Source organism: Desertihabitans aurantiacus (genome assembly GCF_003344635.1).
Lineage (GTDB): Bacteria > Actinomycetota > Actinomycetes > Propionibacteriales > Propionibacteriaceae > Desertihabitans > Desertihabitans aurantiacus.
The window spans coordinates 1-18,254 of sequence record NZ_QPKK01000040.1; the positions used below are offsets into that span (position 1 = coordinate 1).

Here is an 18,254-nt window from a genome sequence, read left to right on the forward strand (position 1 = left end):
GCGGCGGGTGCGTGGGATCCGGGCGTCCGTCAGGTCGGGGCCCTCGAGCGGCTGCGCGGGCAGGAGGCGGTGCGCGACCCCGCCCTGCTGCCCCTGCGGTACGCGCGGATGGCGACCTCACCGTGGACCTACCTGCGCGGTGCCGCCGCGGTGATGGCCGCCGACCTGGCCGCGTCGCCGCACTCGGGCCTGACCGTCCAAATGTGCGGTGACGCCCACGTCCTCAACTTCGGGCTGTGGGCCTCACCGGAACGGCAGCTCCTCTTCGACGCCCGCGACTTCGACGAGACCCTCCCCGGGCCCTTCGAGTGGGACCTGAAGCGGCTGGTCACCAGCATCTACGTGCTCGCCGACGCCGAACGGCTCGCGGTGTCGTGTGCGGAGGACGCCGCCTCGCGGGTGGTCGACACCTACCGCTCGGCCATGAGGGCGTACGCGCGGATGGGGGAGCTGGACGTCTGGTACGACCGGATCACCTCCGACGTGCCGTTGCGGGGCCTGAGCTCGGAGTTCGCCGAGTCGGCTGCCCGCTCCATCGAGAAGCAGTCGAGGAGGCGGACCCATCGCGGGGTGGCGCGGCAGCTCGTCTCCGAGCAGGACGGGCGACGGCGGATCACCCTGGACCCGATGAAGCGCCTCGACGAGGGGATGGGCCCCGAGGAGCAGGCCCGGGCCTACGAGCAGGTGTACGACACCTACCTGGCCTCCCTCCAGCCGCACCTGCGTCGCCTCGTCGCCCGGTTCCGGCGGGTCGACTCGGTCCGCCAGATCGTCGGGGTCGGCAGTGTGGGGATGCGCGTCTGGCTCCACCTGCTGGAGGGTGACAGCGGTCGGCAGCCCCTGTTCTCCCAGGTCAAGCAGGCGACGGCGTCGGTGTACGAGGAGTTCCTCGGGCCCAGCGAGCTGGCCAACCACGGGGAACGCGTCGTCGTCGGACAGCGGCTGATGCAGTCGGCCAGTGACATCTTCCTCGGCCACATGCGCGTCGACGGCCGTGACTACTACGTGCGCCAGTTCCGCGACATGAAGATCATCCCCGACGGCAAGCAGGTGGCGGGCTACCTGCCGCAGTTCGCCGCCGCCTGCGGGCACGCGCTGGCCAAGTCCCACGCCCGCAGCGGTGATCCGGCTGCCGTCGCCGGCTACATCGGACGGGGTCGGGCGTTCGCCGACGGGATCCTCCGCTTCGGCCGCGCCTACGCCGGGCAGACCCGGGCCGACCACGCCGCGCTGCTCACCGCGATCACGCGGGGCCAGGTCGAGGCGGCCGAGCGGGGGTGGTAGCGCCTGGGCGGGCTCCGCACCGGCGGTCGTCCTCGACCACCGGAGGCCGTCCGCCTGGGACGAAGGTCGCAACGCAGGTGCCCACCTGCGCCGGATGCGGGCCGGGGCTGCCGCCAGCAGGCTGGAGCACCGGAGGCGACGGCGCGGAGACAGCCGGCGCCCGGCAACGAGGAGGGCCCATGTCCGATCGACCCGCCCGGGGATCGACCCACCCCCGTCGGCCCCGCCGTGCGACGGGACGGCGTCGGCCCGCCGTCGTGCTGGTGGCCGTGCTCGCCCTGCTGATGACGCTGGCGGGCTGCCAGGGAGCCGTGCCGACCACCCCGCCGCCTCCTGCGACCGTGCCGACCGCGGCCCTGGAACGCGCCGACGTCGAGGCGTGGCTGGACGGGATGCTGCCGGCGGCCCTGGCCCGGGCTGGTGTCGCCGGCGCCGGCGTCGGCGTCGTGCACGACGGGGAGGTGCTGATCAGCCGCGGCTACGGGTGGGCCGACACCGGGAACGGAGGCGGTGAGCCCGTACCGGTCGACCCGGCCCGCACGCTCTTCCGCCCCGGATCAGTCTCCAAGGTGGTCACCGCCACCGCGGTGGTGCAGCTGGTCGAGCAGGGACAGCTCGACCTGGACGCCGACGTGCGGGGCTACCTCGACTTCGACCTGCCGCTGCCCCGGGGAGCGGTCTCGCTGCGGCACCTGCTGACCCACACCGCCGGCTTCGAGGAACGGATCGCCGGCCTGATCGCCCTCGACGGCGCACCGGTGGACCTGCGGCGTGCGGTCAGCACCGACCCGCCCGAGCAGGTCTACGCGCCGGGCACGGTGCCGGCCTACTCCAACTACGGCAACGCCCTGGCCGGCTACGTGGTGGAGCGGGTCAGCGGGGTCCGCTTCGAGGACCACCTCCGCGCCGCCGTGCTGGAACCGGCGGGGATGACGTCGTCCTCCTTCGCCCAGCCGCTGCCGCCCGACCTGGCCGGACGGGTCTCGCTCGGCTACCCCGACGCGTCCGCCCCCGCCGCCCCCTTCGAGCACGTGGGGGAGCCCCCGGCCGGTGCCCTCAGTGCCACGGTCGACGACATGTCGGCGTTCATGCTCGCCCAGCTCGGCCGGCCCGTGACCGGGGAGCCGCTGCTGGGCCCGGAGGCGCTGGAGCTGATGCACACCCCGGCCCTGGACGCCGGCACGCTCGGCCCCCTCGCCGCGGGACCGCAGATGACCCTGGGGTTCTTCGACGAGAGCCGCAACGGCCGGCACATCCTCGGCCACGGCGGGGACACCCAGTTCTTCCACTCCCACCTGCAGATCTACCCCGACGAGGGCACCGGCATCTTCATCGCCCTCAACAGCAACGGCAGCGGGGCGCTCGACACCATCGAGCTCCGCGACGCCCTCATGCGGGGGTTCACCGACCGCTACTTCCCGGGCGAGGCCGCCCCGGTCGCCGGTGGGGTCGAGGCGGCGGAGGCCCTGGAGCACGCCCGGGCGGCCGAGGGCAGCTACCGGTCGTCGCGCTCGCTGCAGAGCACCTTCCTTCCTCTCCGTCATCGACCTGACGGCCACCACCCGGGTGCTCGCCCAGCCCGACGGCACGCTCCTCGTGCAGCCGGGCCAGGGGTTGCCCGCGACCGTCTACCAGGAGGCGTCGCCCGGGACCTGGCGGGAGGTCGGTGGTCAAGGGGTGCTCACGGTGCGGACCGTCGACGGGGAGGTGACCGCCCTCGGGACCGGACCGGCCGCCACCCTGCTGCCGATCGGTCCCGGACGCTCGCCCGATCTCGCCGTCCCCGTCCTGGTGGTCTCCGCGCTGGTCCTGCTGGGGAGCCTGCTGGGGGCGGTGGTCGGCGCGGTGGTCCGGCGCCGGCGGGCGTCCTCGGCGAGCCCTCCCGCCCGGTGGGCCCGGTGGCTGACCCGCGCCGGATCGGCGCTCGTGCTGGTGGCGCTGGGAGGCTGGCTCGTGACGGTCCAGGCGCTGACGGCGCTGCAGCAGGTGCCCTTCGCCGCGCTGCGCGTGCTGCAGGTGGTGCAGGCGCTGGGGGTGCTGGCCGTGGTGCCCGCGGCGGTCGTGGTGGTGCAGACGGTCCGGCTCCGCGCCGGGCGGTGGCGGACCACCGCCGCGGTGCTGGTGCTGCTGGCCCTGGTCGGTGTCAGCTGGTTCGCCGTCACCTTCCGGCTGCTCGCACCGAGCGTCTCGTACTGAGGGCGGGGATGGACGAGCAGCGACGGCCCCACCAGGCGCACCCCGGCCCCTACGATGTCGGTGCGGGGCCCCGCCGCGGCGACCGGTCGGGCCGGAGCGGTGAGGAGGTCCGGCCCGTGGTCGAGCAGCCAGGACCGCTACGCGACGTCGACGAGCACCGCCTGGGCGCGCGGTGGAATGCGTGGCTGGACCGCTTCGGCCCACCCGGCGGCATCCGGCGCGAGATCCCGCTCGCGGTCGCCGTCACGGCGGTGACGGCGGCGCTGCTCGGCTACACCCTCGGCTACGCCTTCCCGGCCCAGGGGTTGCCGGTGAGCCCCTTGCTGGGCTGGACGGCCGGATCGGTCGCCTGCCTGCAGTCCCTGCTGCTGGTGCTGCGCCGGAGGTACCCGCTCGCGTGCTTCGTGGTCGTGGTGCTGGTCCAGCTGCTGCTCAACAGCGTCCCCGACTTCACCATCCGCGCTCCGGTGCTCGTCGTCGCCGCCTACTCCCTCGGGTCGTGGTGCGGCGTCCGGCGGGTGCGGCTGGCCGTGGCTGGCGCCGTCGTCGCCGAGGCCCTCGTCGCGGGCGTCCTGCCCGAGGAGCCCGATCGGGTGCTGAGCACGGTCGACGGAGCCCTCGCGGCGCTGGTCATCTACGGCCTCCCGGTGCTGGCCGGCACGGCGGTGGCCGCCCGGCGGCGCTACACCGACCTGCTGGCCGACCGGGCGGAGAACGCGATCTCGGCCCAGCGGGCCTCGGTGCAGGCGGCGCTGGTGGCCGAGCGGACGCGGATGGCGCGCGAGCTGCACGATGTCGCCGCCCACCACCTGTCCGGGATGGTGGTGCAGGCGGCCGCGGTGGAGCGCCTGGTGGAGCGGGACCCGGAGGCGGCCCGGGCCGGTGCGGCCTGGATCCGCACCCAGGGTCGCAAGACGCTGGACAACCTGCGGCTGACCGTCGGCATGCTGCGGGACACCTCGGCCCCGGCCGAGGGCGGACTCGGGGACGGGGCCGAACGGACCCCGACCCCGGGGCTGGCGTCGCTGGAGGAGCTGGTGGAGACGGCCCGCGAGCTGGGCACGGAGGTGACCCTGATCCGTCGGGGATCGCCGATCGAGCTGCCGCCGGTCGCCGACATCGCCTGCTTCCGGGTGGCCCAGGAGGCGCTCTCCAACGCCCGGCAGCACGCTCCCGGGGCCCGGGTGACGATCCTGCTGGAGCTCGCCCCGGAGGAGGTGCGGCTGGACATCACCGACAGCGGATCACCGCTGGCCCCCGGTCCCCGCCGCAGCACACCCGGGGTCGGGTTGATCGGGATGCGGGAGCGGGCCGAGCTGATCGGGGCCGAGTTCAGCGCCGGGCCCGTGGAGGGCGGCGGCTGGCGGGTGCGGTTGCGGGTGTTCGTGGCGGAGATCGACAGGGCGTCCGGGGCGGACCCGGACCAGGAGGAGGTCAGATGATCCGGGTGCTGCTGGTGGACGACCAGGCGGTGGTGCGAGCGGGCTTCCGGGTCATCCTCGAGGAGGCCGGCGACATCATCGTGGTGGGGGAGGCCGGTGGTGGGCGCGAGGCGGTGCAGCAGGCCCGCCGGCTGCGGCCGGACGTCATCTGCATGGACGTCCGGATGCCGGGCGGGGACGGGCTCGAGGCCACCCGCGCCGTGCTGGCCGAGCTGGACCCCGCCCCGGCGGTGCTGGTGGTGACCACCTTCGACCTCGACGACTACGTGTTCGGCGCGCTGGAGGCCGGGGCCAGCGGTTTCGTGCTCAAGGACACCGATCCTGACGACCTGGTGGCGGCGGTCCGGCGGCTGGCGGCCGGTTTCGGGCTGGTCGACCACAGCGTGACGCGGCGGGTGATCGCGGAGTTCGCCCGCCGGCGGCCTCCGTCGACCGGTGGTGCAGCGGCCGTGGCGGCCCTCACCGCCCGGGAGGCCGAGATCGTGCGGCTGCTCGCGCGGGGGCTGTCGAACGCCGAGATCGCCGCGGTGCTCGTGGTGGAGACGAGCACGGTCAAGTCCCACCTCGGGCGGGCGATGACCAAGATCGGGACCCGGGACCGGCTGCAGACGGTGGTCTGGGCCTACCAGAACGGGGTCGTCGAGGACCGGGGCGACGGGGGAGCACGATGAGGGGGCCCGACCTGGACCCCGTCGACCCGACCTCCGCCACGGGACCCGCGGCGGGACCGGCCGCTGTGCCCGGCGCCCACTGGGGCGACCCCACCACCGCCGTCGACCCGTCCCCGAGCCACGGGGTCGGGGACCCGGGCGGGCCACCGACCACCCACCCGACGAGGCGACCACGCCGGGTACCGCTCGCGGTCATCGCCGGCGTGGACTGGATCCGGCTCGCGGGACGTCGCTGACCGACGACCCGGGGCACCGACCCGGCGGATCTCGGGCGGGCTCGGGCGACACCGCTCCGGCCCGCTGCGGCGCGCGCGCCGGTGGTCAGGAGTCAGCGGGCTGGCGGGCGGCGTCGCGGGCCGGCGGTCGGACGCTGCGGGCGGCGGTCCGGGCGATGGCGTCGACGACGGCGTCCCAGGTGCCGGCGGGCAGGCTGTGGCCCATCCCCTCGATCGGCAGGTACTCCGCCCCCGGCACGGCGCGGGCGGTGGCACGTCCGCCGGAGACGTGCACGAGCGGGTCGGCGGTGCCGTGCACCACCAGGGTGGGGACGTCCAGGTCGCGCAGTGCGGACGTCCGGTCGGGGGCGCGGAGGATCGCCATCAGCTGGCGGACCGCCGCCTGGGGACGCAGCCCGCGCTCGAAGCTGCGGGTCAGCATGCCGCGGATCTCCTCCTCGTCGAAGGGGAACCCCTTCGCGGCGAGCACCCGCAGCCGCGCCACCGAGTGGGTGAGGTACTCCTCGACGTCGTCCGAGGCGGTCTGGCCGGCCCCGCGGACGAGGTCCAGCCGGGTGGGGAAGCCGACGGTGCGGCGTCCGGTGGTCGACATGATCGAGGTGAGGGAGCAGGTGCGCTCGGGGTGCCGGATCGCGACCAGCTGGGCGATCATGCCGCCCATCGACACCCCGACGACGTGGGCGGAGTCGTGGCCGAGCACCCGCAGCAGCTCGACGGCGTCGTCGGCGAGGTCCTCCAGGGTGTAGGTCAGCTCGTCCAGCCCGAGCAGCGTGCGCAGCGGTCGGACCGGGTCGCCGGGGACGACCTCGGAGCCGCCGATGTCGCGGTGGTCGAAGCGGATGACGAAGAACCCGCGGTCGGCCAGCCGCTGGCAGAACCCGTCGGGCCAGCCGACCATCTGCCCGCCGAGGCCGAAGACCAGCAGCAGCGGCGGGTGCTCCGCCGCACCGAACGTCTCGTAGACCAGGGTGAGGTCACCGACCTTCGCCTCATGCTCCACGTCCCCGATCGTAGGCGGCGGGCCCGGACCGGCCGGGCCGCCCCCCGAGGGCGTCTCAGGCGGTCACCGGCGCGCCCTGCCGCGCAGCGCGGGAGGTCAGCACCGCCTGCACCGCCAGCCCGGCGGCCGAGACCACGCACAGCGCCGCCGGCACCAGGAACACCCCGGGGACCCCGAACCAGCCGACCCCGAGCCCGCCGGCGATCCCGCCGATGGCGGCGGCGAAGCGCATCGCGGAGAAGTACAGCGAGGAGGCCATGCCGACGCCGCTGGGGTAGAGCTCCTGGGCGACGCTGATGCCGATCCCGCCGAGGGTGGCCCACATCGCGGAGTTGAGCAGGGTGGCGGCGATGAGCACCAGCTCGTGCCCGCCGAGCATGAACCCGAGGTTGGCCAGCACGCCGAGCAGCACGTTGACCACCACCAGCCGGTGCGCGCCGAACCGGTCGGCCAGCACCCCCATCAGCGGGATGAAGAACAGCATGCCCACCGACTGCATCGAGATCACCAGCCCGCGGAGCCAGTCCGGGGTGCCGAGCTGCAGCTCCATGTAGATCGGCAGGTAGGCGAACTTCACGGTGTCCCCGCTCATCGCCAGCACGCCGAGGCCGAGGAAGGCCAGCAGCGGCCCCAGCCCGGTGCTGCCCGTGCGACGTCGACGGCGACGCGAGCGGGGCGGACGGGTCGCCGGCGCGGGTCCGGCCGACGGCTCCGGCGCGGGGTCGGCGGGGGCGACGGTGGCGCGGGCCACCTTCATCCGCAGCATCGGCACGATCTGCAGCAGGGTGAACACGCCGGCGGCGAGCATCGCGGCCCGCAACCCGAAGGCGCTGCCGAGCACGCTGCCCAGCACCGGCCCGGTCATGAAGCCGAGGCTGAACCCGAGCCGCACCGTCGACATCACCCGGTTGTCGACGCCGGTCGGGTGGTGGGTGAGCTGGTCGCGGACCGCGGCGAAGATCAGCGAGCCGGTCGCCCCGGAGAACCCGAGCACGGTGAGGTTGAGCACGAACGCCATCCAGGCCGAGGTGCTGAGCGCCAGCGCCACCCAGCCGACCAGCCCGACCACGGCCCCGAGCCGGAACAGCCAGAGCCGGTCGGTGAGCCGGTCCGACCAGGCCCCGACCACCCAGCCCAGCACCGGGGCGCCGAGCTGGGTGAGGAAGAACAGCCCGGCCACCTCCAGCGAGGTGTGCAGCTCCTGGACGAGGAACAGCGACAGCTGCGGCATCGCGACCGACAGGCCCACGCCGGCGAAGAAGAGGCTGGCCACCGCGGCCAGGTAGAAGCGGTCGGTGACGACCATCCGCAGCACCGAACCGGACCTGCGGTCGGCGTCGGCCCGTTTCGTCGACGTCACCGCCACCACCGCGCCCGGGGAGACGGCGGCGTCCGCGGGGTCGAGGGCATGCCTCACGGTAGCCCCGCGCGGCCCGGCCGGTGCGACGGCGCCCCCGATCTGGACCCGCGACCAGCACCCGCCGCACCGACCGAGCGGGCGCGGGAGTGCTGTCGGGCCGGTGCGTCCGTCGATGGCGTACCTTCGTGCTCGTGCTGCCCGACTCCGTCCAGGCCGTCAGCGACTCCAGCACCGCCCGTGCCGGCAGGGGAGGCGCCCGGTGAGCGCCCCGACGGTGCTGGCCCGCCGGCTCGGGCTGCTCGAGTCGGTCGGCGTCGGCCTGGCCGCCATGGTCGGCGCGGGGGTGTTCGCCGCGTTCCCGCCCGCGGCCGCCGCCAGCGGGAACCTGCTGTGGCTGGCGCTGCTGCTGGCCGCGCTGGTGGCCTGGTGCAACGCCTTCTCCTCGGCGCGGCTGGCGGTGCGCCACCCCCGCTCGGGCGGCACCTACGTCTACGCCGGTGCCCAGCTCGGCCCGCTGTGGGGGTTCCTGGCCGGCTGGGGCTTCGTGGTCGGCAAGACCGCCTCCTGCGCGGCGATGGCCTGGACGGTCGGCGCCTACGCCTGGCCCGAGCACCAGCGCGAGATCGCCGTGCTCGCCACCCTGGTGGTGGTCGCCCTCGACGTGGTCGGCGTCCAGCGCTCGGCCCGGGTGGCGCTGGCCGGGGTGCTGGTCGTGATCGCCGTGCTCGTGGCGGTGGTGGTCGCCGCCGCGCTCGTCCCGGCCGGCGGCGACCCGACCGGGAGTGCGCCCGGGTCGGGTCCGGTGGGCGTCCTCGGCGGCGCGGGGCTGCTCTTCTTCGCCTTCGCCGGCTACGCCCGGCTGGCCACGCTGGGGGAGGAGGTCCGCGACCCCGGGCGCACCATCCCGCGTGCCGTGGCGATCGCGCTGCTGGTCACGGCGGCCGTCTACGCCGCGCTGGCCTGGGCGCTGGTGCGCACCCTCGGCGTCGACGGGCTGGCCGGCAGCACCGACGCCGTCGCCGACGCCGTCCGCGCCCTCGGCCTGACCACCTGGGTGCCGGTGGTGCGGGTGGTGGCGGTGCTGGCCGCGGCCGGCGCGCTGCTCACCGTGGTGCTCGGGATCTCGCGGACCGCGCTGGCGATGGCCCGCAACGGTGACCTGCCGCGGGCGCTGGCCCGGGTGGAGCCGCGCCGCCAGGTGCCGGTCCGGGCCCAGCTCGCGGTCGGCGCCGTGGTGGTGGTGCTGGTGCTGCTGGTCGACCTGCGCGGGGCGATCGGCTTCTCCTCCTTCGCCATCCTCGTGTACTACCTGCTGGCCAACCTCTCGGCCTGGACGCTGGGCCCGCGTCCGGTGACCCGGGTCACCGCGGCGGTCGGCGCGCTCGGGTGCGTGGCGCTGGCGGTCTCGTTGCCCTGGACGTCGGTGCTGGCCGGGCTGGTGGTGCTGGGCCTGGGTGCGGCGGTCCACCTGCTGCGTCGTAGGGTCGCGCCATGAGCCGCACCATCGCCACCAGCACCACCGCCAGCCGCGAGGAGGTGCTCGACTTCGTCCGTCCCCGCCACCACATGCTGCTGGTGACCCGCCGCCGCGACGGCGAGCCGCAGCTGTCCCCGGTCAGCGGCGGGGTGGACACCGAGGGCCGGATCGTCATCTCCTCCTACCCGGGCCGGGCCAAGGTGGTCAACGCCGCCCGCGACCCCCGCGTCAGCGTCTGCGTGCTCTCCGACGACTTCGGCGGCGCCTGGGTGCAGGTGGACGGTGAGGCCGAGGTGCTGCACATGCCCGAGGCCGAGGACGCCCTGGTCGAGTACTTCCGCTGCATCAGCGGCGAGCACCCCGACTGGGACGAGTACCGCGCCGCGATGCGGGTGCAGGACAAGTCGCTGATCCGGATCACCCCGACCCGGTGGGGCCCGATCGCCACCGGTGGGTTCCCCGCCGACGTGGCCGCCCGGCTGGACGCCTGAGCCGCCCGGCCGTCAGGCCAGCTGGGTCCCGCCCGGCCGTCAGGCCACCTGGGTACCGCCCGGCCGTCAGGCCACCTGGGTCCCGCCCGGCCGTCAGGCCACCTGGGTCCCGAACGCCAGCCCGAGGAGGTAGGTCGCCGCGGCCGCGCCCCAGCCGATGGCGAGCTGGCGCAGCGCCCGCCGCAGCGGGGACACCCCGGAGAGCAGGCCGACCACCGAGCCGGTGAGCAGCAGCGCGAACCCGACCAGCCCGGCCGACCAGGCCACCGCCACCCAGCCGGTGGCGCCGAACAGCCAGGGCAGCACCGGGATCAGGGCGCCGGAGGCGAAGAAGCAGAAGCTGGAGACGGCCGCCCCCACCGCGCTGCCGATCTCCTCGTGGGAGGCCTCCTCGCCGACCTCCAGCGAGCGCAGCCCGGCCAGCACCTCCGCGGCGTGCTGGTCGGCCTCGGCGGCGGGGACGCCACGGGCCTGGTAGACCAGGGACAGCTCGTTGGTGTCGACGTCGAGACCGGGCAGGTGGCGGCTCGTGTCGGGGTTGGGCGTGGAGGCGGCCAGCAGCTCGCGCTGGGAGCGGACCGAGACGAACTCCCCGGCCCCCATCGACAGCGCACCGGCCAGCAGACCGGCCACCCCGGCGGCCAGCACCACCCCCGACCCGACGCCGGTGGCGCCCATGCCGAGCACCAGCGCCAGGTTGGAGACCAGCCCGTCGTTGGCCCCGAACACCGCGGCCCGGAAGGTGCCGGAGATCCGCTGCCGGCCCCGCACCGCCAGACCGCGCACCACCTCGGCGTGGATGTGCTCGTCGGCGACCATCTGGTCGGTGGCGTGCTCGTCGCTCTCGTAGGGGGAGCGCTGCTCGGCCCGCTGCATCAGCGCCAGCACGAACACCGACCCGACGTGGGAGGCCAGCCAGCCCAGCAGCCGGGTGCGCAGCCCGGCCCGCACCGGACGTCCCACCCGGTCACCCAGCAGCGCCCGCCAGTGCGACTCGTGCCGGCCCTCGGCCTCGGCGATCTCGAGCAGGATCCGCCGGTCCTCACCGTGGCGCCGACGCGCCAGCCGGCGGTACACCCGGGCCTCGGCCTGCTCCTCGGCCAGGTAGCGGCGCCACCGCCGCAGATCCCGTGCCGTCGTCACCCTCTCAGCCACCTCGACAGTGTTCCAGAGCCCTACCGCCCGGCCGTGCTGACCGGATGGTGGAAGAGCCGGGGCCGCTGGGGGGCCCCGCCTAGGGTCACGGGGTCGACGGTGGTCCCAGCCGTCGGGGCAGGAGGAGCAGGTGCAGCGGCAGATCGGGCAGGTGCGGACCGAGCAGGTCCGGCTGTTCGACCGCGACCACCCGCTCGTGCTGGCCGGCGGGGAGCAGCTGCTCGAGGTCGACGTCAGCTACGAGACCTACGGCACCCTGTCGGAGCAGCGTGACAACGCCGTCTTCATCTGCCACGCCCTCACCGGGGACGCCCACGCCGCCGGCTGGCGCGAGGGCGACCGGCGTCCGGGCTGGTGGGACACGTTGATCGGGCCGGGCAAGCCGCTCGACACCGACCGGCTGTTCGTGGTCTGCGCGAACCTGCTCGGCGGCTGCCAGGGCACCACCGGGCCCGCCTCGACCAACCCCGCCACCGGCGAGCCCTACGGGCTGGACTTCCCGCTGCTGCAGATGGCCGACTTCGTCACCGTTCACCGCGCGCTGCTGGCCCACCTGGGGATCGAACGCCTGCTGGCCGCGGTGGGCGGCTCGCTGGGCGGGATGCAGGTGCTCCAGTGGACCCTCAGCCACCCCGAGCAGCTCGACAACGCGGTGATCATCGCCGCCTCCAGCCGGCTCAGCGCCCAGAACATCGGCTTCTCCGCGGTGGGCCGCGAGGCGATCATGCGCGACCCCGACTTCCACGACGGTCGCTACACCGAGCACGGGACGAACCCCGCGGCCGGGCTGTCCATCGCCCGGATGCTGGCCCACATCACCTACCTCTCGGAGGAGGCGATGGCGGCGAAGTTCGGCCGCCGCATCCAGGACCCGGAGGCCACCGGACCGGGCTTCGGCGTCGACTTCGCGGTGGAGAGCTACCTGCGCCACCAGGGCGACACCTTCCTCACCCGCTTCGACGCGCTCAGCTACCTCTACCTGACCCGGGTGATGGACTGGTTCGAGCCGTTCGGCGAGCACGACCCGCGGGCGGTGGCCGAGGCCGGCACCCGCGCGCTGGTGGTCTCCTTCGACACCGACTGGCGCTTCGCCACCGAGCACTCCCGCGAGATCGTCCGCCGGCTGGAGTCGGCCCGGGTGCCGGTGAGCTTCCGCGAGATCGCCTCGGTGTGGGGCCACGACTCCTTCCTGCTCGAGATCGAGGACTACCACGAGACGGTCCGCGCCTTCGTCGACCGGGCCCTGGAGCGCACCCACGAGACGGTGCGGACCGGCGGGACGGCAGGAGGGACGCGGTGACCATCCCGACCCGCACCCCCGGACGCCGCCGCGGCCCCTCGCGACACCTGCACCTGCGCGACGAGCTTGCGGTGGTGGCCGACCTCATCGCCGACGGCAGCCGGGTGCTCGACCTCGGCTGCGGCGACGGCGAGCTGCTCGGCCACCTGGAGCGCCGGCACGGCTGCACCGGCACCGGGGTCGACCGCGACCCGGGGGCGGTGCGCCGGGCGATCCGCTCGGGGGTGTCGGTGATCGAGCTGGACGTCGACGAGCAGCTGGGGGAGTTCGGCGACGACTCCTACGACGTGGTGGTGCTGTCGAAGGTGCTGCAGGCCACCCGGCGTCCGGCCGAGGTGCTGGCCCAGATGAGCCGGATCGCCCCCCGCTGCATCGTGGCGGTGCCGAACTTCGGGCTGTGGAGCCACCGCTGGCGGCTGCTGCGGGGCCGGATGCCGATGTCGCGGCAGATGCCCTACGACTGGCACGACACCCCGAACATCCACAACGCCACCCTGGTCGACCTGGAGGAGTTCCTGGCCGGCCTGGGGTTCACCGTGGAGTCGCGGGTGCTGCTGGACGAGGCCGGACGGGTGGCGGGCTACCCGCCGGCGCTGGCCAACCTGCTGTCCGGCGCCGCGGTCTACCTGCTCGCACGGACGTCCTGAGCCTCAGAGCCGGGCCAGCTCGGCCCGCGACGGCGCGTAGGGCCGGAACCGCAGCGCCATCCCGGCCTCGCCGGGTGTCCGGTCGGCCTTGAGCGCGTTGCAGGCGCCGCAGGCGGCCACCGTGTTGAGCCAGGTGTTCGGCCCGCCGCGGGACTGCGGCACCAGGTGGTCGACGGTCTCGGCGAAGCCGCCGCAGTAGGCGCAGGTGCGCCGGTCGCGGCGCAGCACACCCCGCTTGGTCCAGCCGGGCCCGCGGGCGTACATGAAAGCGGTCTTGACGTAGCGGACCAGCCGCAGCACCAGCGGCCACGGGTAGGGCCCGATCAGGTGGTTCTCGCGGGCCTCCTCGACCACGGCGACCTCACGCACCAGCATGCCGATCGCGTGCTTGACCGACACGGTGTGCAGGGCCGTGTTGTCGGTGTTGAGGACGAGCACCCCGCTCATGGTCGCCTCCCTCCGAGAAAGAAAAAGCCGCCCGGCGACGACGCAGGACGGCAGGAGAGGGCGATCACGGGGATCAGCCCAGACATCCGTCGCAGCTGCGGACCCGGGCCTCGAGACCGGGGAGGACGGTGGCGCGCTGGGAGGTCGTCTCCATCGGCCCGTCCTCCTCCCGTGCTCTCGCCCCGCGCTCGCGCGTGTCGTGGTCTGCTGGGGACAGAGTAGGCAGGCGCACCGCCCGTGTCACCGTCAAATCGGTAACAGGTCGGTGTCGGCTCGGTGGCCGGACGGGGACCGTGGGCGGCTAGGCCAGCGCCCGGGTGATCCGCTCGGCGCTGCCGCCGAGCGACCACCGCCCGGTCAGCTCGGCGAACCGCTCCGGCTCGGCCGGGCCGGCGGGCAGCCGCAGGTCGTCCCAACCGACCCCGAGGTCGAGGTCGCGGACGACGCGGACCACGTCCGGCGCCACCGCCAGGTAGTCGATGGCCGCGCCGAGCTTGGCACGCACCCCGGCGGTCACCCCGCCGTCGGCGGTGCTGGCGGCGGCGAGGACCTGGTCGAGGGTGCCGTGGCGGGCCAGCAGCTGGGCCGCGGTCTTCTCCCCGATGCCGGCCACGCCGGGGATGCCGTCGGAGGTGTCGCCGCGCAGCACGGCCAGGTCGGCGTAGGCCTGCGGGGGCACCGAGTACTTCGCCCGCACCCAGGCCTCGTCCACCCGCTCGTGCTTGGCCACCCCGCGGGCGACGTAGAGCACCCGGATGCCCAGCGCGTCGTCGACCAGCTGGAACAGGTCGCGGTCGCCGGTGACGACGTCGACGGCGAATCCCTCCCGGGCGGCTGTGGTGGCCAGGGTGCCGATGACGTCGTCGGCCTCGTAGCCGTCGTGGCCGACCACGGCGATGCCGAGCGCGGCCAGCACGTCGAGGATCACCGGCACCTGGGGGGTCAGCTGGTCCGGCGACTCCTCGGCGACCCCCGACTCCGCGCCCTGCCCGCCGGCCCCGACCACCGTCGTGGTGGTCTCGGCGACCCGGTGGGTCTTGTAGGAGGGGAGCAGGTCGACCCGCCAGCGGGGACGCCAGTCGTTGTCCCAGCAGCAGACCAGGTGGGTCGGGCGGTAGTCGGTGACGAACTTCGCGATGAAGTCGAGCAGACCGCGCACGGCGTTGACCGGCTGCCCGGAGGCGTCGGTCAGCGTGGAGGGCAGGCCGTAGAAGGCACGGAAGTACAACGATGCGGTGTCCATCAGCAGGATCCTGGGCTCGGCCACGCCCAGATACTGGCACGATGTGCGCACTTGTGGTGCCGACGGCGGCGGTGGAGGAGTGCGCGGATGGAGAAGATCGACCGACAGATCCTCTCGTTGCTCTCGGGTGACGGCCGCATGTCCTACACCGACATCGGCCGGGCGACCGGGTTGTCGACCTCCGCGGCCCAGCAGCGCGTGCGACGCCTGGAGCAGCGTGGGGTGATCGCCGGCTACACCGCCCGGATCAACCCCGAGGCGCTCGGCCGCACGCTCACCGCCTTCGTCGAGGTGACCCCGCTCGACCCCAGCCAGCCCGACGACATCCCCGAGCGGCTCGCGCCGATCAGCGAGGTCGTCTCCTGCTACTCGATCGCCGGCGACGCCAACTACCTGCTCAAGGTGCAGGTCGGGACGCCGCTGGAGCTGGAGCACCTGCTGCTGCGGCTGCGCACCACCGGCAACGTCACCACCCACACCACCCTGGTGCTGTCGATCCCCTACGAGGAGCGACCCTTCGAGGGCTGAGCCGGGGCGTCCGCGTCAGGACGACTGCAGCAGCGCCAGGTCGCGCGAGCTGCGGGCCGCCCGCCGCTCAGCCTCGAGGTCGAGCACGCTGTGCTCGCGCCACCACCGACGCCCCTCCTCGGGCAGGGTGTGGATCGGGTCGTAGTAGGCGTACTCGCGGCTCAGCGCGGCGGCGTCGTCGGCCTCCAGCCCGGTGCGGTAGTTCTTGCGCCACAGGCTGATCCCGCGCGTGGTGTCGTACTCGGCCACCTGGTGCACCCAGCGCTTGCCGACGAAGGGGACGTCGCAGACGATCCGCGGGGTGGCGAAGCCGGGCAGGTAGCCGAGCAGGTCGTGCTGCAGCTCCTGGGCCCGGGCCAGCGGCACCCGCCAGTGCTCGGCGAACGGGATCATGTCGCACATGTAGAAGTAGTAGGGCGTCACCGAGGCGCCGTCGAGCAGGGCGAAGCAGAGGTCGAGCAGCCCGCCGGCGTCGTCGTTCACCCCGGCCATCAGCACGCCCTGGTTCCGGACGTCGCGGACGCCGGCGGCGAGCAGGCCGCGCGCCGCCTCGGCCACCAGCGGGGTGACCGACTGGGCGGCGTTGACGTGGGTGTGCACCGCGAGCATCACCCCGCGCTCCCGCGCGGTCCGGCTGACCCGCTCGACCCCGGCACGGACGTCGTCGGCCAGCCAGTGCTGCGGCAGCCCCATCAGCGCCTTGGTCGCCAGCCGGATGTCGCGGATGGTGTCGATCTCCAGCAGCGCGTCCAGGAACGCCTCCAGCCGCGGCCAGGGCATGTTGGCCACGTCGCCGCCGGAGACCACCACGTCGCGCACCTGCGGGGTGCGGCGCAGGTAGTCCAGCATCGCGTCGAGGCGCTGCTGCGGACGGGTGAGGAACTTGAGCTTGGTGACCTGCTCGGTGGAGTTGCCGACGAGGTCCATCCGGGTGCAGTGCCCGCAGTACTGCGGGCAGGTCGGCAGCACCTCGGCCAGCACCTTGGTGGGGTAGCGGTGGGTCAGCCCCTCGGCGGCCCACATGTCGTGCTCGTGCAGGCTGTCCCGGCTCGCCATCGGGTGCGACGGCCAGTCGGTGCGCCGGTCGGAGAAGACCGGCAGCATGTAGCGCCGGACCGGGTCGGCCAGGAACGCCTCGGTGTCGGGCCGGCGGTCGGGGACGACCGTGTTCAGCATCTGCGGCGGCAGCAGCATCGACATGGTGGCCCGCTCGCGCTGGTCGCGGGCGAGGTCGTCGTACACCCGGTCGTCGAGCAGGTCGCCCATCACCTGGTGCAGCTGGGCGACGTTCTTGACGCAGTGGGCACGCTGCCACTGCGGGTCGCGCCACTGCTGGTCGGTGACCTCCCGCCAGCCGGGCAGCCGGCGCCAGTCGGGTTCGACCAGCTCGACCCGCCGGTACTCGTAGGGCTGTCCGAGCCCGGAGCGGGCGCCGTCGATGGAAGTCGTCATGTCGGATGCCGCCTCGCGTCGATGATCTGCGGTGTCAGCGCGACGATACGCCAAGATCTCCTGCAGGCACAGGGTGGCACGGGAAGAACTGCGTCCACCCGGACGCTCGGCGCCGACGGGTAGGCTCACCCGGACGGAGCGAGGGAGCCGGAGGATGGACGTGGCCGTGCAGGAGCAGTCGACGACCGACCCGCGGTTGGGCATGTCGGTGGTGCACCGCCGCTACGTGCCCCGCGGCGCCGGCTACGGTGCCGGCGGCGTCCTCGACGCCTCCTACACGCTGCGGATGTTCGAGGATGCGGTGATCGAGATGTGCATCCGCACCGACGGCGACGAGGGCCAGCTGGTGGGCTACTCCGGGGTCGACCTCCTCGAGCCGGTGCGCCCCGGCGACGTGCTGGAGGCCGAGGCCACGCTCACCCGGGTCGGCAACACGAGCCGGGCCATCGCGCTCGAGGCGCGGGTGGTCTGCCGGGCGGTGGCGCCGGAGGAGCTGCGCCGCCACGTCACGTCCTCGACCGCGGCCCGGGTGCTGGAGGAACCGCTGGTCGTCATGCGCGCCACCGGCACCGTCGTCGTCGAGTGAGGGACGCATCGTGACCGCGACGGGGATCGCCCCGGCCGACCTGCGACCCGGGACGTCCGACGCCGCTGGGGCCGCCCCGCGACCTACGCGCATCCCGTGGCGGGTGCCGGCCGCGCTGGGGGCCGGTGCGCTGGCCGCCGCCGGTTTCGCCCCGCTGGGTTGGTGGCCGCTGACGCTGCTCGGGGTGGCGCTGCTCACGGTGGCGGTGCGGACCGCCCCCCGGCGCCGGTTCTGGCTGGGCTACCTCTTCGGGGTGGTCTTCCTCGGCCTCAGCGTCGGCTGGGTGTCGGCGATCGCGGTGCCGGTCGCCGTCGCCCTGGTCGCCTTCGAGTCCGTCTTCTACGGCCTGCTGGCGGTGCTGGTGCACCGGCTGCGCTCCGTCCCCGGCTGGCCCGCGCTCGCCGCGGCCGCCTGGGTGGTGGTGGAGTGGGTCTACTCCTCGGTGCCCTTCGACGGCTTCGGCTGGAGCCGGCTGGGCTACACCATGGTCGACGCGCCGCTGGCCGGGCTGTACCCCCTCGTCGGCGTCGCCGGGGTGTCGTTCCTCACCGCTCTCGGCGGGCAGGCGTTGGCCTGGCTGGCCCTGCGGCTGCGGCAGCCGTCCGGGCAGCAGGGGCGGGCGGGGTGGCGTCCGGTGGCGGTGGTGCTCGCGGCCGCGCTGGTCGTCGGGCTGGCCGGGCAGCTGCTGCGCGGCTGGGTGCCGGCGACCGCGTCCGGCGGGCGCCAGGTGACCGTCGGG

Annotated in this window: 15 protein-coding genes and 1 pseudogene; 10 read left to right on the plus strand and 6 right to left on the minus strand. The window is 74.4% G+C overall.

All coding sequences use genetic code 11. The annotated features are described in order from the left end of the window. The 3 genes from DVA66_RS05370 to DVA66_RS05385 all read left to right on the plus strand — a co-directional run. A partial coding sequence (locus tag DVA66_RS05370) for a DUF2252 domain-containing protein (RefSeq protein ID WP_232821781.1) occupies window positions 1-1,284 on the plus strand: 1,284 nt, incomplete at its 5' end. A 179-nt stretch (window positions 1,285-1,463) separates the two neighbouring features. After that, window positions 1,464-4,922 carry a serine hydrolase gene (locus DVA66_RS21235; RefSeq protein WP_198671504.1) on the plus strand — a complete coding sequence of 1,153 codons (3,459 nt, stop codon included), beginning with the start codon at window positions 1,464-1,466 and terminating at the stop codon, window positions 4,920-4,922. Continuing rightward, the gene (locus DVA66_RS05385; protein WP_114559136.1) at window positions 4,919-5,593 is read left to right on the plus strand and encodes a response regulator transcription factor; all 675 of its coding nucleotides are present in this window, start codon (window positions 4,919-4,921) and stop codon (window positions 5,591-5,593) included. Before DVA66_RS21235 ends, DVA66_RS05385 begins: the two co-directional genes overlap by 4 nt. A gap of 321 nt (window positions 5,594-5,914) precedes the next feature. Here DVA66_RS05385 and DVA66_RS05395 read toward each other — a convergent pair whose 3' ends face one another. Together DVA66_RS05395 and DVA66_RS05400 are read right to left on the minus strand one after the other, a co-directional pair. Continuing rightward, the gene (locus tag DVA66_RS05395; protein ID WP_114559138.1) at window positions 5,915-6,829 is read right to left on the minus strand and encodes an alpha/beta fold hydrolase; all 915 of its coding nucleotides are present in this window, start codon (window positions 6,827-6,829) and stop codon (window positions 5,915-5,917) included. A gap of 55 nt (window positions 6,830-6,884) precedes the next feature. Then, complete coding sequence (locus DVA66_RS05400; RefSeq protein ID WP_157973851.1) at window positions 6,885-8,246, minus strand: MFS transporter; 1,362 nt, start codon at window positions 8,244-8,246, stop codon at window positions 6,885-6,887. A gap of 202 nt (window positions 8,247-8,448) precedes the next feature. Between DVA66_RS05400 and DVA66_RS05405 the strand changes: the two genes are divergently transcribed. Continuing rightward, window positions 8,449-9,684 (plus strand): APC family permease, encoded by a 1,236-nt coding sequence (locus DVA66_RS05405; RefSeq protein ID WP_232821782.1) that lies wholly within the window; start codon window positions 8,449-8,451, stop codon window positions 9,682-9,684. Continuing rightward, window positions 9,681-10,157 carry a PPOX class F420-dependent oxidoreductase gene (locus DVA66_RS05410; protein ID WP_114559140.1) on the plus strand — a complete coding sequence of 159 codons (477 nt, stop codon included), beginning with the start codon at window positions 9,681-9,683 and terminating at the stop codon, window positions 10,155-10,157. The genes DVA66_RS05405 and DVA66_RS05410 overlap by 4 nt, the downstream gene beginning before the upstream one ends. 93 nt (window positions 10,158-10,250) lie before the next feature. Here DVA66_RS05410 and DVA66_RS05415 read toward each other — a convergent pair whose 3' ends face one another. Then, the gene (locus tag DVA66_RS05415) at window positions 10,251-11,300 is read right to left on the minus strand and encodes a VIT1/CCC1 transporter family protein (RefSeq protein WP_232821783.1); all 1,050 of its coding nucleotides are present in this window, start codon (window positions 11,298-11,300) and stop codon (window positions 10,251-10,253) included. A 142-nt stretch (window positions 11,301-11,442) separates the two neighbouring features. Between DVA66_RS05415 and metX the strand changes: the two genes are divergently transcribed. Further along, the gene (gene metX / locus DVA66_RS05420) at window positions 11,443-12,612 is read left to right on the plus strand and encodes a homoserine O-acetyltransferase MetX (RefSeq protein WP_114559142.1); all 1,170 of its coding nucleotides are present in this window, start codon (window positions 11,443-11,445) and stop codon (window positions 12,610-12,612) included. Next, the gene (gene metW, locus DVA66_RS05425; RefSeq protein ID WP_232821784.1) at window positions 12,609-13,259 is read left to right on the plus strand and encodes a methionine biosynthesis protein MetW; all 651 of its coding nucleotides are present in this window, start codon (window positions 12,609-12,611) and stop codon (window positions 13,257-13,259) included. The genes metX and metW overlap by 4 nt, the downstream gene beginning before the upstream one ends. Window positions 13,260-13,262: 3 nt before the next feature. On the opposite strand, the gene DVA66_RS05430 is transcribed toward metW, so the two are convergent. Both DVA66_RS05430 and DVA66_RS05435 read right to left on the minus strand, forming a co-directional pair. Beyond that, a complete protein-coding gene (locus tag DVA66_RS05430; RefSeq protein ID WP_114559143.1) occupies window positions 13,263-13,706 on the minus strand; it encodes an HNH endonuclease in 444 nt (147 codons plus the stop codon). Window positions 13,707-14,007: 301 nt separating this feature from the next. Continuing rightward, window positions 14,008-14,973: a 5'-3' exonuclease gene (locus DVA66_RS05435; protein WP_232821785.1), complete on the minus strand. Its 966-nt coding sequence runs from the start codon at window positions 14,971-14,973 to the stop codon at window positions 14,008-14,010. 63 nt (window positions 14,974-15,036) lie between these two features. Between DVA66_RS05435 and DVA66_RS05440 the strand changes: the two genes are divergently transcribed. After that, complete coding sequence (locus DVA66_RS05440; RefSeq protein ID WP_114559145.1) at window positions 15,037-15,477, plus strand: Lrp/AsnC family transcriptional regulator; 441 nt, start codon at window positions 15,037-15,039, stop codon at window positions 15,475-15,477. A gap of 15 nt (window positions 15,478-15,492) precedes the next feature. Here DVA66_RS05440 and DVA66_RS05445 read toward each other — a convergent pair whose 3' ends face one another. Continuing rightward, window positions 15,493-16,929: a KamA family radical SAM protein gene (locus DVA66_RS05445; protein ID WP_114559146.1), complete on the minus strand. Its 1,437-nt coding sequence runs from the start codon at window positions 16,927-16,929 to the stop codon at window positions 15,493-15,495. 160 nt (window positions 16,930-17,089) lie between these two features. On the opposite strand from DVA66_RS05445, the gene DVA66_RS05450 reads away from it, so the two are divergent. Then, the gene (locus DVA66_RS05450) at window positions 17,090-17,515 is read left to right on the plus strand and encodes a hotdog domain-containing protein (protein WP_232821786.1); all 426 of its coding nucleotides are present in this window, start codon (window positions 17,090-17,092) and stop codon (window positions 17,513-17,515) included. A gap of 10 nt (window positions 17,516-17,525) precedes the next feature. Next, a pseudogene (locus tag DVA66_RS05455) lies at window positions 17,526-18,254 on the plus strand (hypothetical protein); the annotation flags it as partial.

Excerpts from the sequence above, each read along its gene's own strand:
- DVA66_RS21235 (WP_198671504.1), top strand. The coding sequence starts at position 1,464 with ATGTCCGATCGACCCGCCCGGGGATCGACCCACCCCCGTCGGCCCCGC.
- DVA66_RS05385 (WP_114559136.1), top strand. The coding sequence starts at position 4,919 with ATGATCCGGGTGCTGCTGGTGGACGACCAGGCGGTGGTGCGAGCGGGC.
- DVA66_RS05410 (WP_114559140.1), top strand. The coding sequence starts at position 9,681 with ATGAGCCGCACCATCGCCACCAGCACCACCGCCAGCCGCGAGGAGGTG.
- DVA66_RS05430 (WP_114559143.1), bottom strand. The coding sequence starts at position 13,706 with ATGAGCGGGGTGCTCGTCCTCAACACCGACAACACGGCCCTGCACACC.
- DVA66_RS05440 (WP_114559145.1), top strand. The coding sequence starts at position 15,037 with ATGGAGAAGATCGACCGACAGATCCTCTCGTTGCTCTCGGGTGACGGC.
- DVA66_RS05445 (WP_114559146.1), bottom strand. The coding sequence starts at position 16,929 with ATGACGACTTCCATCGACGGCGCCCGCTCCGGGCTCGGACAGCCCTAC.